This window comes from Verrucomicrobiota bacterium (assembly GCA_037139415.1).
Taxonomy (GTDB): Bacteria; Verrucomicrobiota; Verrucomicrobiia; order Limisphaerales; family Fontisphaeraceae; genus JBAXGN01.
The window spans coordinates 17,324-31,777 of record JBAXGN010000087.1 but is presented as its reverse complement, the minus strand read 5'-3'; the positions used below and the strand labels follow the sequence as shown (position 1 = coordinate 31,777).

At 54.3% G+C, this 14,454-nt stretch carries 12 protein-coding genes; 4 read left to right on the top strand and 8 right to left on the bottom strand.

Going from position 1 to position 14,454, the window contains the following annotated elements:
• Nucleotides 1-1,214: hypothetical protein (locus WCO56_16015; protein MEI7731083.1), on the top strand; the 1,214-nt coding region annotated here is incomplete at its 5' end.
• A gap of 210 nt (nt 1,215-1,424) precedes the next feature.
• Here WCO56_16015 and WCO56_16010 read toward each other — a convergent pair.
• From WCO56_16010 to WCO56_15995, 4 genes are all read right to left on the bottom strand, one after another.
• Entirely contained in the window at nt 1,425-2,810 is a 1,386-nt protein-coding gene (locus WCO56_16010) for a hypothetical protein (GenBank protein ID MEI7731082.1), read from the bottom strand.
• Nucleotides 2,811-2,829: 19 nt separating this feature from the next.
• Entirely contained in the window at nt 2,830-4,215 is a 1,386-nt protein-coding gene (locus tag WCO56_16005; GenBank protein MEI7731081.1) for a BNR-4 repeat-containing protein, read from the bottom strand.
• A gap of 56 nt (nt 4,216-4,271) precedes the next feature.
• Entirely contained in the window at nt 4,272-5,945 is a 1,674-nt protein-coding gene (locus tag WCO56_16000) for a sialate O-acetylesterase (GenBank protein MEI7731080.1), read from the bottom strand.
• A 177-nt stretch (nt 5,946-6,122) separates the two neighbouring features.
• Nucleotides 6,123-7,346, bottom strand: coding sequence for a DNA-binding transcriptional regulator (locus WCO56_15995; protein ID MEI7731079.1), 1,224 nt, complete (start codon nt 7,344-7,346; stop codon nt 6,123-6,125).
• 198 nt (nt 7,347-7,544) lie between these two features.
• Here WCO56_15995 and WCO56_15990 point away from each other — a divergent pair, with 198 nt between their 5' ends.
• Both WCO56_15990 and WCO56_15985 read left to right on the top strand, forming a co-directional pair.
• Entirely contained in the window at nt 7,545-8,858 is a 1,314-nt protein-coding gene (locus WCO56_15990; GenBank protein ID MEI7731078.1) for an endo-1,4-beta-xylanase, read from the top strand.
• A gap of 64 nt (nt 8,859-8,922) precedes the next feature.
• Complete coding sequence (locus WCO56_15985; GenBank protein MEI7731077.1) at nt 8,923-10,044, top strand: hypothetical protein; 1,122 nt, start codon at nt 8,923-8,925, stop codon at nt 10,042-10,044.
• A 153-nt stretch (nt 10,045-10,197) separates the two neighbouring features.
• Here WCO56_15985 and WCO56_15980 read toward each other — a convergent pair whose 3' ends face one another.
• The 4 genes from WCO56_15980 to WCO56_15965 form a co-directional block, all read right to left on the bottom strand.
• Nucleotides 10,198-10,383: a hypothetical protein gene (locus tag WCO56_15980; protein ID MEI7731076.1), complete on the bottom strand. Its 186-nt coding sequence runs from the start codon at nt 10,381-10,383 to the stop codon at nt 10,198-10,200.
• Between the two features lie 8 nt (nt 10,384-10,391).
• Nucleotides 10,392-10,898, bottom strand: a complete 507-nt coding sequence (locus tag WCO56_15975; protein ID MEI7731075.1) for a hypothetical protein — start codon at nt 10,896-10,898, stop codon at nt 10,392-10,394.
• A gap of 25 nt (nt 10,899-10,923) precedes the next feature.
• Nucleotides 10,924-12,405, bottom strand: coding sequence for a hypothetical protein (locus tag WCO56_15970; GenBank protein MEI7731074.1), 1,482 nt, complete (start codon nt 12,403-12,405; stop codon nt 10,924-10,926).
• Nucleotides 12,406-12,509: 104 nt separating this feature from the next.
• The gene (locus tag WCO56_15965) at nt 12,510-13,829 is read right to left on the bottom strand and encodes an endo-polygalacturonase (GenBank protein ID MEI7731073.1); all 1,320 of its coding nucleotides are present in this window, start codon (nt 13,827-13,829) and stop codon (nt 12,510-12,512) included.
• Between the two features lie 398 nt (nt 13,830-14,227).
• On the opposite strand from WCO56_15965, the gene WCO56_15960 reads away from it, so the two are divergent.
• On the top strand, nt 14,228-14,422 hold the full coding sequence (locus tag WCO56_15960) for a hypothetical protein (GenBank protein MEI7731072.1): 195 nt from the start codon (nt 14,228-14,230) through the stop codon (nt 14,420-14,422).
• Nucleotides 14,423-14,454: the final 32 nt, after the last annotated feature.

The window sequence follows — 14,454 nt, the reverse complement described above, 5'->3', positions numbered from 1 at the left end:
GCATTGAAGCGGCCCACCAGGAAATCTGGAAACGTTTCATGGATCCCAAGGGGCTGCTCTTTGATTTCGCGCCGATTAATGGGAAAGTGCTTTTGCCGACTCCTGAAGAATGCGCACAGGGGAAACCCAATGCCTTTTCCTGGAACACGCCGTTCGCAAATTGCGGCATGTTCAGCGGCCTCTATCTGCCGACACTCTGCAAACGTTGGCAGCGAACCGGCGAGGCCAAGGCAAGGGAAGAGGCCAGGCAAGTGGCTACGGGACTTATGCTACTTTCAGAAGTTTCGGATGTCCCCGGGTTCATCGCGCGGGGGCTGGGAACCGACGGTCGCTGCCATTATCCGGCCGGTTCTGACGACCAGACGCATCCTTGGTTTTACGGCCTGTTTGCCTATGTCCGCAGCGGCATTCCCGATGTTACCGAAAAGGCGCGCATCATCCGGCGTATGACCGACGTGGCGGTGGCGATGGAAGCCAACCGCTGGAGTTGCCCCTGCGATGGTATTTTCAAAGGCCAGAACCGGGGAACCCTCAGACTTGCTCCCGACTTTCGCAGCACCGTGCGCCATCTATTCATCCTGCGGTCCGTGGCTCTCGTTTCTGGTGAACCACACTGGCAGGCTGCCTATGAGACAGCCGTGCGCACTCCGCCCAAAGGTGGCAACAAGTCCGCCATCGAAATTTGCGCCGAGGGCTATCCCGCAGACATTCCTCGGATGAAGGGACTTGATACGGGTGGACCATTATGGATTTTTATCGGAGCGCAGGCATCACTCCGGGAATTAGCGGACACCGAGACCAACGCGGCAAACCGGCTGCTTTACCAGCAGGGGTTGACTGCGGGAGCAATTCAAGCAGCCAAAACACTGGACACGTTTCATGAATTTGACAATCAGTCCGACAACAGCTTCCCGCTACATGAATGGCGGTCGCGACTCAATTCTTTGTGGCAGGAACAAAAAACGGCAGAAGACACCGAACGTCTCGACAAAGTGCAGCGTCCGATGTCAGGGCCGCGACGCACTTATGAACATAAGTATGTGCAAATTTCGCTGGCCAGCGCGCTAATGATTGCGCTTTCGGGGGATCGGGAGATCATCATGCGTTTTCGGCCAACCATGGAAACTGCTTTCCGTCACTATGACTGGAGCCGGCTCAATATGTCCTTCTTCTTTTTCGCGGAATGCGCGTATTACTCGCTACCAGTTGATTGACAAAAGGGGGCGCTCACCCGCGCATCGTCAAGTAAAAGAAAACGAATGAAAACGCCCGCCAGTGACTCTTAATGACGGCGGCGACTTTGACGGAATAATTCCTCGCTGCATCACCAACCAAACAGGCGTCCGCCGAATTCTGATTCCGATTAACGCCTCGCGGCCAGTCCGGCAGGAGGGAGTGCGATGACTAAAAAACACAAACTCCTATCAGTTCCTGCGAGGCGGGCTGGTGGTAAAGGTGACGCCGGATACTGCGCCATTCGTGCTGATTTTTGCAGTGCCAAAATTGGTGATCCACTCACTGTCCAGCCGCAGATTGCGGAATTCAACCCCCGCCACGCTGCCGGTTCCAGAGGCCGTTATCTTCCCTTCCTCCGCGACGGTGGTTGAAGTGGTGATCTTTTCCAATAAAATATTTTTTATCGTAAAGTTATTCGCCTTGATATCAATCAACGGACAAATGCGGGGACTTTCAACCCGGATATTGCGGATCACATAATTCTCCATTGTCCCGCCATTGCCCTGCGTTGCGTTTTGCGTGAGCTTGATGACCGGCTCTTTCCAATCAAAGCCGATGATATCAATATCTTCCCAAAGAAAACCCTGAATCGTGCCCCGGTTTGCCAAAAGAGAAATTATCGGTCGGCCCCAGTTTCCCTTCCAAACCACACAGTTTCGCCAGGTATTGTTGCTCCCGTTATTGCCGATCAGGCAATCATCGTTAATGAAGCACAGACAATCTTCCATCAACGAATTCCCGCCCAGGTGCAGCGCGTCCGAATTGCCTGCCCAGGCAATAAATTTAACGTTTTTAACCGTGGAATTGACCAGCTCCGCGCGACAATACCAACCGGGACTATTCAGCAAAAACAGCCCTTCAAATTCCTGGTCTTTCGGCAACCACTTCGGATAATCAAACATGCAAAGATGTGAATCCGCCCGCCAGGCATCCCACGTAATGTGTCCAGCGCTCAAGATCCCGCGTCCACGGATTTTGATATTCTCCCCGGAACAATGGAAGGTGCCTTCGACCACCGCGCCGCCAGCGATATAAACCCTTTCCCCGGCTTTAATTTCTTTTTTAGTTCCGATTTTGTGAACTCCCGGGCCGTAATAATAGGTGGCTGCCGTATCGGGCACATCCGGAGATTCAGCGACAATTAATAGAGGCTTTTTCTGATCATTGACCTCGACGCTAATTTTTTTGGGTGTGCTGAGCGCAAAGGTAATCGTATTACCGCTTATGCTAGGAATAACACCCGCGCTCAAGGGTCTGATGGTAACCGTTTTGACCGCGAAATTGCACGTCACTCCAACCACGACCTTCTCGCCGCCAAGGGCAAACGAAGTAAAGGCCACTTTGGTTTGTGGCCTGCGCCCGCCCCCTTTCGGATACACCCAGTAATTTTCCGACTCGTAAACAAAACAGGATTTGCCGTTGACGGTGAGGGTATAATCCGTGCTTGGCTTCAGGTGTTGCACCGCGTCAAGATCACCAGGAGCCGGATAGATCGTAACCCCGGCAAAGAGCATTCCCGACCAGACAAACGTCATGAAGAACCAACAGCATTTTGATAGAATTGAGGGGAGCATGCTTTTCTTTTTCATTCGATTAAAACCGCACCGGCTTGGCGGTGGAATTGCTCATGTCATACGGCAACTGCCAGACGTGTTGGCCGCTGGCATCGCCAAAATACAGGTGCGATTCCGAGAACTTGTCTGCATCACCGTCGGCCCAGAAGACAAAGAACGGATCGCGGGCATTGAGCGGGCGGCGCGCATAGTTGTGGTTCCTCGGGCTATCGTGGGTCATCTGCCTGGTCATCGTCCACGTCTGTCCTTGATTCCTGCTGCTCCAGAGGCACATTTCGCCGCCGGCACCCCACCGCTGCGGCCCAGTCTGGGTCGGGACAATCACCTTCCACTCGTCGCCGTCAACCCACAAGCTGCCCATGGCATAGTTGTGACCCACCTGGGAGATTACGCTGGTCTGCCAGGCCTTGCCGTCCCAGCGCGAAAGACAGAGCTCGCGGGGATTGCCTTCCGGGCCCGGTTGATGCCAGCGGCTGGTCACATAGATCAGCAACGGACGACCGGCGCGATCAAAGTTGAGGTCGCAATTATACATAAGCTTCCCCTGCTTCTGGAAGTCGAAGACGAGCGCGGGATTACTCGCCGCGTGCAACGGAAGCTCAAGTGGCCGGCCGTCCACGGTGGTCCACGTCTTGCCGAAGTCCTCCGTCTGGACATAATAAAGGTTCGAGCGCTTGTCATTGTCGCCATTCGGATGATAATTGAAGAAGCTGGCGATCTTATTTCCACAGACGCCACTGCTCGAATAATGACCGCCGAAACCGGCCAGTTTTTGATCGACCGTCCACGCCTTGCCGTCGGCGCTGGTCTGCCAGTAAAGCTCACGCGCCCAAAAGCCAGGCCGGCTCACCGGAGCATACTTGGTGAAAAAGTGGAACCAGCCCTGCCCCGGGAGATACCATGCTTGCGGATAAGTCATCACTTTTTCTTCAACCCGGTCAAACGCGGCAATGCTGAAGGGCTCCCGGCTGCGGTATTTCAAGCCGAGGCGAACCACGTTGCGACCGCTGATAAAGACCCAGATGTAGCCCTGGTCATCTATGTTGATGCTGGCATCATCGTGGGGGTCATCCACGCCCATTTTGTCACAGACAATCACCGGACGCGGCACGGTGCCGGTCTTGTGGTCAAAGCAGGATACCATGATCAGTAGATGCCGCTGGCCCGGAATCGTGCCGCCGTAGGTAAAGAAGGTCTTGTCCACCCGCGGCGCATACACCGCCATCGGTTGATGATCGGCGGTATAGGTCCCCAGGCCGCCGGAGTATTTGTCGCCGTATTTGGAAAACTGGCCCAGCGTGAACCAGATGCCCCGGTAGCCATCAGCGGTGGGGGCGGATACCGTCTCGGCTGCGATTACGGCAAGGCGGCCGAACACAAGTATGGTGAGGATTATTTTTTTCACTGATAGGAAATTGCGTTTTTGACGGTTATCGGCCCCCCGTGACGCCAAAGCTCCACCTACTTCTTTTTGCTCGTCGCGGCGGCGGCCGCTTTCGCCGCAGCAATGGGGAAAGGATCTTGCTCACCTTTGGTGGAAAGCTCCCAGTCGTCCGTCCGGAAAAGACTGGCGGGCAGGCCGTCATGGTTCACCAGGTTGGCCTCGGGATTCCAACTCGTCCAATAGTACCGCACCGCGACGGGCTTGGCGATCTCATCATTCCACACTTGGATTTGATCGCCGACAATCTTCGCCTGGGCCGGCTTCCACGCCTGGTCGGCGCCCGCAATAATAAAGCCCTTAAGCTCCCCGCCATCGCGTGACTTCAAACCGTCTTTCGCATTCTTGAAGGAGATAGTGCATTTGCCGTCGGTGAATTTCGCGGAGGCGTAAATTGGCCCGTCTTTGACGAGGCTGGTACGTCCGTAATCCTGGGCGAGCGCCTGCAACGCCAAACGCCGACCGACCTCCTGCTTGTTCCTGGGATGGATGTCCTTTTCCTCGCCGACGTCATTAGCCACGGCCAGACCGCACTGGGGCACGTTGAGGGCGGTTTGGAGTTCGGTCCACTGCAGTTCGGCCCAAGTGTCGTTGGTGCCGATGGGTTGCGGCTGTACCTTCCCGTTGCCGTAACTGGCGAGTTGGACAATGTAGAAACTAAACTGGTCATTCCACTGTTTGCGCCAGTCGTTGATCAGCGTGGGCAGGAGCGTCAGATATTGCTCGGCGCGGCCCTGGTTGGATTCGCCTTGATACCAGATGGCGCCCCGGGCGGTGTAGGGAACAATCGGGGCGATCATAGCATTGAACAACACGGACGGGCGGTGTTGCGAGGTCAGCCGGTTTTCCCAAGGACGCGGAGCTCGCGGCAACACCTGCTGTTTGGCTCCAGGCTTGGCGTTATCGGCTTTGATCTTCTGAATCTTGGCATTGAGCGACTTAGTTGCAGCGTCATACTGTGCTCGATCCTTGTCGACATCGTAAGTTTTCAAAAATGTCTCCCAGCCCGAAAGGATCGGACGGCAGCACGGCACGGCTTCAAGCGCGGGCTTGCTGGTCCAGGCCTCAGCGCGAGTTCCGCCCCACGATGTGTTGATCAACCCGATGGGCACTTTGAGTTCCTTTTGTAATTCGCGCCCCATAAAATAGCCTGCCGCCGTAAAGGCCCCCGTGTGCTTGGGATCGGCCTCCAGCCAAACCGACTGGGCATCGCGCTTCACCAGATCTTTCTGCGGCTCGTCCGCGACCGTCAAAGGCACCCGGAACATCCGGATTTGAGGGTTGGCGGATTTCGCGATTTCTTCTTGCGCGTTCAGGCATCGGTCCACGGTCATGCCCATATTGGATTGGCCGGAGCAGACCCACACTTCGCCCACCAATACATCCTTGATCACTATTTCGTTTTTACCCGTCACCTTCAATTCTGCGGGCGTGGCGCTAGCCGGCAACTTCTCAAGTTCCACCTTCCATGCGCCTTGGTTGTCCGCTTTGGTTTTCGCGGAGTGCAGACCGAACTGCACGTTGACCTGTTCGCCAGGATCGGCCCAGCCCCAAACCGCCACCGCCTTGCCTTGCTGGAGGACCAAGTGGTCGGAGAAGATGGCTGGCAATCGGACATCGGCGCGCAGCAGAAAACTGCCGCAGAGGCAAAGAAGCAATCCAGTATAAGTGGCTTTCAATTGAATCATTTTCATGGGGAAAGTGTGCGTAAGGGTACAAAATTTGGCAAGCGCTTTTCTCGAATGGGAAGATCCCAGATACCGAGAACTGAAAGGCGACCGTCTGCTTCAGCATCCCCGGACAAAGCAGTGAGCGAATGAACCAGTTGCCAACCTGCTTGTATTGCTTGCCAGATAGCGTTGTTTTTCTAGTCACGGTTGCATGCGAATAGAATCCAATCGCGTTGGGCTATTATGGGCAACCTGGGAGTTGTTGTTTGGTCCTGCCTGCCTTCGCAGCTGCTTGCGGTATTGCGCGGGAGTCTGGCTGACAATCCGGCCAAAGGCGCGGGTTAGATACGGCACGTAGTGGAAGCCCGTTTGCGCGGCGATCTGCTTGATCGGCAGGTCGGTTTGCGTGAGGAGGTGTTTTACCTGCTCCATCTGCACGCGCTGGATTTCCTGATACATGGTCCGGCCCAGCACGCGTTTGACCCTCGGCTCCAGCATCCATCGGGTCATGTTGACGTTTGCGAGCACGTCGCTAAGATGTATGCCCTCGCAGGCGTGATCACGAATAAACGCCACCACACGCGCCACAACCTTGTCGTCCGTCGCCAAGACATCGGTCGAGAGCCGGGTGACGACGGCGCGAGGAGGGATCAGAATCTCCTCAGGCGGCACGCGTTCGCCGGCCATCATGCGTTCCAAAAGCGCGGCGGCCTCGTAGCCAATCCGGTGCGGTGCCAGGTCAATGCTGCTGAGTGGCGGATGAGCCAAGCTGCAAAGACAATCGTCATTGCCGACGCCAAGAACGGCAACCTGGTCGGGCACGTCCAGCCCCGCTTGGCGGCACGCATTTAAAAGTTGGACGCCGCGTTCGTCATTGCAGCCCATCACGCCGACCGGTTTCGGAAGGGACTTGAGCCAGCCGGCGATCTGTTGTTGTTCCTGCTCCCAGGTGCGGTTGGGTTCCGTCTCAAACACCTCGCAGCAAAAGCCGTAGCCTTGGATGGCTGCCACAAATGCATCTACGCGCTGATCCAGGGGCGGGTGCTGGCCGCGCGGCAGGGCGCAGGCCGCAAAATATCGAAACCCACGCTCCCGCAAATGCTCCGCCGCCATCGCCGCCACGGCGTAATGGTCGGTGCTGATGGCTGGGATTCCAGGGGTGGCCACCGCCCAACGGAAGGCAATGGCAGGCACACCCGCTTGCCCCACGACTTTGGCCATCCGCCAATTGGCAACATAAACCAGAATGCCATCGCCTTTCCAATTCCGCAGCCATTTGGGCGGTGGGTCCACCATGCGCAATCCCTCGAATCGGATGACCCAGTGGCTGTGCTCGCGATTGAATTGGGCAATGCCCTGTGTCAACTCCCGATGATAAGCCAGAGAGGTTCCCATGAGCAAGGCGACTCGGCGTTTGGTTTCCATACAATGGCAGTCCAAATAACAACTATTTATTAAAAATGATCGAACTGCAAAAAGTATAACGCATAGCTCGTATATTGTAAATCTTTTCTACCACGACCGAGCGACGGTTTGGTATTGTGTGCAAACATAAAAATGAAATTAATGAGCGGAACACAAATTATACTCCGAACCACCTTGTTGCTTGGAAGCTTGACTATAATGAGCACTGCCCAAGCGCAAGATAAGTCCCCCATTGTCAAACGCGATCCGCAGTACGGAAACCTCTGGCAGGACCCGCAAGTCGAACAACGGATCAACGCGGGCATCCAGCTCAACCGCATGGGGTTCGCCACTATACGGTTTGTAGATGCGCAGAGCAACGCGCTGAATCACGTCGAAATTAAACTGGAACAGACGCGGCATGAGTTTCTGTTTGGCTGCAATCTGTTCATGTTGGATGGTTTCCCCTCAGCGGAGTTGAACCAGCGTCACGAAGAGGCTTTCTGCTCGGTCTTTAACCTAGCCGTCCTGCCCTTCTTCTGGCGCGACTTGGAACCGGAACCGGGGAAACTACGCTTCGCCAAGGACAGTCCGCGCGTTTACCGCCGCCCACCGCCTGACCGTTGTCTCGAATTCTGTCAGAGCCATGGCATCACTCCCAAAGGGCATCTGTTGATTTGGCATCAGTGGTTACCGAACTGGCTGCCCGACAATCAAGACGAGGTTAAACGGCTGATGATCCAGCGCTTCGAGCAAATCGCCGCGCGCTATGGCAAAGATATTAAATACTGGGACGTGGTGGACGAGGCGCTGTATCGTCCGCCCGAGGTGCCGCTGCCCAAAGACTATGTTTATACGGCGATGCAGGAAGCCGCCCGGATCTTCCCGAGAGATGCGAAGTTGGACATCGGCGATGCCCAGTTATGTTTGAAAGACTTCCATCTGGACAGCAGTCCCTATTACCTGATGATCCACAACCTGCTCCTGCGGAATGCGCGGCTGGATGCGGTCGGGCTTTCGTTTCAAACCCATTTCCTGCCGTTGCAACAATACAGCACCGAGCTTCGCCCGCTGGAAATGTTCAGGCTGTTGGACCAATACGCCGATTTCCGGTTGCCCATTCAATTCACCCAGGTTACCGTCCCCGGACTTCCGGCGGGCGCAGAAGGTGAGAAAAACCAGGCAGAAACAGTACGAAATGTGTATCGCCTGTGGTTCAGCCATCCGAATGTGGAAATGATCAACTGGTGGAATCTCGTGGATGGCACCGCCGTGCCCAGCGAGAACAAGTGGCTTCCTGGACTTCTCCGCGAGGATCTCTCCCGCAAACCCGCTTTTGAAGTGCTCTACAATCTCATCCGAAACGAATGGTGGACCAAAATCCAACAAAACTCCGGGCCTAAGACTTCGCTTAAAATTCAGGGATTCTACGGCGATTACCAACTCATCGCGAATCACGGTGGTAATACCCTCCAATCCAAAATCCATCTAACCAAGGGGGGCATGAACGAGTTTGTAATCCAATTCCCGTAACCCTGCCCTGGTTCCCCCACCCACCTCCGATTTTCGCAGGACACCCGTCACAAACTCCAAGATAATGAACAATAAAATTTGGACTTCCATCAACACATACGGCGAAGGCGGCTGGAAACGCTTAATACACCACACCAACCAATGGTGGGCTGGCCAACTTGACCGTCCCCTGATCGCAGCGCGAATTCAGTTGCCGTACGATACCTGTCCTTCGACTGGACTGCCCTACCATGGAATCCTTGCCCAGTACCCATGCGAGGTGCCGATGGGGCAGATTCTCGAAACATGGGATTGGCATCTGCAGCACCAACGTTTTTTGGGCGATGCCTATCCGGCGATATGGGCTGATTTTGGGGCAAGTTTTATCTCCGCCCTGGCAGGGGGAGAGCTAACCCCCGCACCCGCTGAGGGGACTACTTGGATTCACCGCTTACCCGGCAAGACTATCAGCCAATTGCATTATCGTGTGGATGCCCACAACCCTTGGCATCAACGTTACGAGACATTTTGCAAAGCAGCTAGCGAGTATTGGCAAGGCAAGGTCCAGATAGGTTATTGTACTGGAGGATTACTCGACTCCGTCTCCATGCTCATCGGGGCGGAAGAATTGCTTTTCGCGCTGGCAGACGAACCGGACGAAATCAAGCGTGTTAATGCCGAAGTCGAGGCGATGTCGTGGCATTACTATCATTTGGCTCAGGGTTATCTCAGCCGTTACAATCCCGGTTACAGTTGTTGGGCGCACATTTTTTCGGAAAAACCTTACCAAATTCTCGTTTGTGATGTGTGCGGTTCGTTTGGTCCCGCGATGTTTAAGACTTTCGCCCAGCCTTCGCTGGAGTCATTTTGTCAAGACACTTCCAATACCTTCTACCATTTGGACGGGCCAGGCGCACTGCGGCATCTGGATTCCCTGTTGTCTTTAAAAGAGCTTAAAGGCATTCAGTGGGTACCGGGCGCAGGGGAAACCCGTCCCTGGGACGAATGGGCCCACGTCATCCGCCGCATCCGCGACGCGGGCAAACTGGTGCAGCTTTCCAGTTGTTGCGAGGTGCCACAGATCGAGGAAATTGACCGCCTCATGCAGAAACTCGGCACAGGCAAAGGCATCACCATCAATCTCTACGGGCAGGAATCTGATGCGCCAAAGATGGAAGAGTTTCTCCAACGCTACCGCGTGATTTGATGCATTCGCATTCCGTTTTTTTAGACCCGCGATGCTGCTGCGGAACATGGGCCGTCGGCATAGTCGGCAATCTTGCGTTCGACAAGCTCGAAGCGGCGGAGACGGTGTATGTTCCCAGTCGCTCAAAAGTGCCAAAGCGATTCCAGACCCGCTCTATTCTTTTGCTCTTATTTTATACATCGGATAGCTGATCTTTCTAGCGGCAGCGGTCAGCTCGGGATAAGGGTTATCGCAAATATCCACAAACCCTTGCTGATAATTTGCCTTGAGGGCGATGCCGGTAAAGGCAAAGTCGGCGTAATGGAACCAGTGTGCCCCGACGATCTGAGGGTTATGCAAAGCACCTTCTACATAATGATAGTAAGCTCGCCGAAGAAGTTTATGCTGGAGACAGTGAGACTCGCACGATCTTTTGTATAGACTCTAAAGGTCATTTTTTCAATTTTGGCTGGATTGAAAGGAGCCGCATCAAAATCCCAACCTGGGAAAGCTCGCATCCCAGGAAAGAGTTTTCCCCCCTCTTTCATGGTCCGTTTAATGACAATCTCGAGCGTTTTCGCTTCCCCCGGTTCAGGATACACGGCACTGCCCTCCCATCTGTTATTTTGGAGATAGGCTTCCAATCGCAAAACGCCGGGGCCATGGTTGCTGATGACCGCCGAGATCCCCAGGAACGAGGCAATATTGAGTCGTTCAGGAAACGTTAGCTCGTATTTGAAACCATTGGTAACGGAGGAAAACGTCAACGCCTTGGCAAAAGCCGGTTGGATTTTGACCTGGCTCTGTGCCTGAGCGACGTGCGCTAACAGGATGAAATAAAGAACTGGCACGAGGAATCTAGTGTTGGTTTTCATTGGCTTTTGATTTCATTTATTCTTGCTATTGTCTAGATGAAAGTTTGATTTTGTTTCCCGACGTGGTCAGGTCGCCGACGGCATTCACCGTTTCACGAAACAATGAATCCACGCGTTTCACGGACACGATCTTTTCGCCGGGATTCATGGTGATCTCTCCGGCTTTATTGAGAAATACCACAAACAGTTTTTGCGTCTTGGGTTGCCGGGAATAAATGATGTTTTCATCCATCCGGCTGTTGGTACTGGTGTAAGTTGTTCCGCTCAACGCACGGCTGGACAGCGGGATGCCGTTCAGATTGTCCCAATTGGCCACGACCCGGATCAATTGCAGCCAGTTGGGCACTTCGCTGATCTCGCGCATGGGCACTTTGTCGCCCGAGCCGCTGATACGGCCAAACCAATTGAACCAAGCGCCATTGATCGCCGCTTTGCTGGCAAAGGTCAGGTTATTATATAGGTCATGGTTATCCGGGGTGTCGGACCCCATCTGAGTTTTCGCCAGCAAGCCGGATTTGAAAATGCGGGGATCATCCACAAATTCAGTTCCGGTGGACCAGGGTGTGTTGCCCGACTCCTGAGCGATCAAGGCCTGGGCAAACAATTTGGTTTGGGTGGCAACGTCCAACTTCGCAAGGTCAGCAATCCAGTGATAAATCGGATAGGGTTCAAAGATAAAGCCCAGTTTGCGTCCCGGAAATTGTGTCATGGCCGCTTGCTTAACGGTATTGAAATACGCCACTTTCCCCTCGTTGTAGGTCTGGTATTGATGAGTCGTTCCGGCAAATAGCGCGGTCGAATCCGTTTTGGTCCAGTAGGAGAGCGGTTTCGGTTTGCCGTTAGCGTAGAAAAGCCCGCCGACTTCCGGCACATCCCAAGCCAATCCGCCAAACAGAAACCGTTTTTCTTTTTTCTCTACCTTGGCGGCGATGGCCATGACCTTTTCGGAAAAATAATCAATGACCCGTTGTTGTTGATAATCCGGTTCGACACAGAAACCGCCGTCTTTGCTTGGCCAGCCGGGAACCAGGTTCTTGGGAAAAGGGGACGTGGTGTCTTTGAGGGCAAAGTACTGCTGGTAGGTGTTGATTTGGGCTGGGGTATATTGTTTATTCTCGGAAACGGTCCGATCAACCTTCAAGTAGTTATAGGCCATATACTCCGGTGTTTCTAAATAGAAATAGAAGTCCGCGGCCAAGGGGCTCTTTTCCATGCCGCTTTTGTGAAAGACGTAGGCATAGCCCATTTGGCGGGCAAATTGCAGGCCTTCATCAATTTGGCGAGCCCAACAAATGCCATAATAATGAAAGCGCAGCAGGTCATCATAATTCCCGGGCAGCACTGGTGCGACGCTGCTGGATAGCTGTATGATGTACGCTTGGCCGGAGGCGGGGTAATAGAGGGTGTTGGTTTTCGCGACAGAGCCCGCGGCCGGAGCAATTCCACCAGCGAAGAGCACGAGCAATACCAGGGTACAAACGAGGATCCGGTATGGATTGAGAATCATGGTTTCTCCATTCATTACGGTTCGCGTCCCAGTGCAAACGCAGTCATGGTCCGCTCCCCAAAGCACAGGAGCCAGGGCGGACGTCGGCCGGTCAAGGAATCGCTTCATTTGAAATGGATATTCTCCACATATTTGTTGGTTTTAAAATCCTGAAGCGACTGCAGCTTCTTCCCGCCGATGGTGACGTTGTCGAACGTCAGATCGCGGATCTTGCACTCAGGACCACCCCAGAGAATATTGAGTTGCCCGTAGATGCTTGGTGCCGCGATTTGAATATTCTGAAAAAGGATGCCGGTTAGGTCGCCCGGTTTGCGCGTCTTGGGCTCCGGCCAGGCGTAGGGCTTCTCAGTGGCCATCTGGATCAGGAAAGCTTGTTGCGTCGGCCAGGGATCCTCCACGCGAATATTCCGGAAAATGACCTCGCGTCCGGCTTCTCCGCCACCTTCTCCGCGCATGTTGAAAATCCGGCCGCCATTACCACCGTCATGCCAGCTCTGCCTGGCATAAATCACATCGCAATCCTCCACAACCAAAGGCCGGCCTTTTTGCGCCGATAGACTGGTGAGCAGGAAGGCTGAGCCATTAACGTCGTTCCAAATGACCAGGCGGCGAATGCCCAAGCCCGCTGGATAGATGACGTCATCCTGAGTGCGGATGAAGCAGTCCTCGACCACCGAATTGGCCTGGGTGCCAAAGCCGTCCGTGTTACCCCGCCAACCAATGATCTTCACCCAATGCACCAGCGTGGGGCGTTTGGCATCGGTATTCGGGGCGTGCAACATGCAGGCCCAATAGGCCGGGTTCGCAATGGTGATGCCTTCGACCGTGGAGGCATAGGGCTCGCCTATCGAGAGGGGGGTGTAGTCAGCCGTTTTCGGCCAGCTTAGCTTTAGCACAGACGGGTGAGGCAGACGATCTCCTGAAATGGTTCCGCAGCCAAAAAACCGGATGTCATGCCCTCCTTTTCCTTGGAGGGTGCCATAAACTATGGCATCCCCCGGGATATAATAGTTTTTGTTGGCGTGCAGGGGATAGTTAAGGCCGACGTCATGCACGCCGGGCAGAAAGTAAAGGGTTTTCCACATGCCATTTGTGGCAGGCTTCTGGCCGGGTTTGACGGCATACACCGTCGGATCTCCCAGTCGCGGCTTATTCTTGAAGATGGGATTGGCGAAGATGGAGAGCGCATGTCGTGGCGTAGTGTTGGTTTGCGGGTCATCCATCGCCCCATCGATATCCACCGCCACCAGACAGGGCTTGGCCAGGGTACAGAAAGCTTTGCCACCCTGGAGAAAAACATTCGAACCAAAACGCACGGGATGGACGTTGGCCTTACGAATCCCTCCGCCGGTTACTTTGGAAATTTCCACCTCCACCGGTCCGTCCGTCTCGAAATTCACATAGGAATGGCTCCAGCCGCTCAAACTTTTTCCGGCTCACTCCGGCCAGTAACCCGACCAAAATCCTTGCAGGCGGTTTTGAACACGAAGGTGGTTTGCCAAGTTTGGGCAGTCCCTGCGGGGCGCACCCGCACTGCGTAGTGTTCGGAAGGAGGGAGGCCGGGCACCGGGCCATAAACGATCAGATTGTTTGTGGCGGTTTCCACATCAGCGGCAACGGATGAACCGGCGCAGAACATAGCAAGCAATCGCAGAAAAAGCTTGCGAAGGCAGCGGATTTTCCCGGTTACAGTTAATTGCATGACAACATTCAACCATATTCGGGGTCTTTGAGCAACCCGCGAGTTTGTCCGGCAACTTGCCACGCAGAGGATTGAAATGAAGATTCGACAAATAAACAGGTTTCCGTTAAGATAAAATGCATGGTTGAGCCATCAATGCAGCTTGCGCTGGAGAAAATCCACCGGGAAACCGATGGAACCATCAAGCAATTGATGCTGGCCTCGCTCTGCACCCAGTTATTTGAAAAGCATGGAATCGAATTAAAATTGAAGTGGATTGGGCTGAAGTGCGTCGGTTATCGTCCACGCCTGCCTATGCAAACTGGTCCGACGTAAAACAACTCATTCATGAACAAGCTAAAATTCTC

Bases quoted from the DNA above. Each gene is read 5' to 3' on its own strand.
- WCO56_16010 (MEI7731082.1), bottom strand. From the start codon at position 2,810: ATGCTCCCCTCAATTCTATCAAAATGCTGTTGGTTCTTCATGACGTTT.
- WCO56_16000 (MEI7731080.1), bottom strand. From the start codon at position 5,945: ATGAAAATGATTCAATTGAAAGCCACTTATACTGGATTGCTTCTTTGC.
- WCO56_15995 (MEI7731079.1), bottom strand. From the start codon at position 7,346: ATGGAAACCAAACGCCGAGTCGCCTTGCTCATGGGAACCTCTCTGGCT.
- WCO56_15990 (MEI7731078.1), top strand. From the start codon at position 7,545: ATGAGCACTGCCCAAGCGCAAGATAAGTCCCCCATTGTCAAACGCGAT.
- WCO56_15985 (MEI7731077.1), top strand. From the start codon at position 8,923: ATGAACAATAAAATTTGGACTTCCATCAACACATACGGCGAAGGCGGC.
- WCO56_15975 (MEI7731075.1), bottom strand. From the start codon at position 10,898: ATGAAAACCAACACTAGATTCCTCGTGCCAGTTCTTTATTTCATCCTG.
- WCO56_15970 (MEI7731074.1), bottom strand. From the start codon at position 12,405: ATGATTCTCAATCCATACCGGATCCTCGTTTGTACCCTGGTATTGCTC.
- WCO56_15960 (MEI7731072.1), top strand. From the start codon at position 14,228: ATGGTTGAGCCATCAATGCAGCTTGCGCTGGAGAAAATCCACCGGGAA.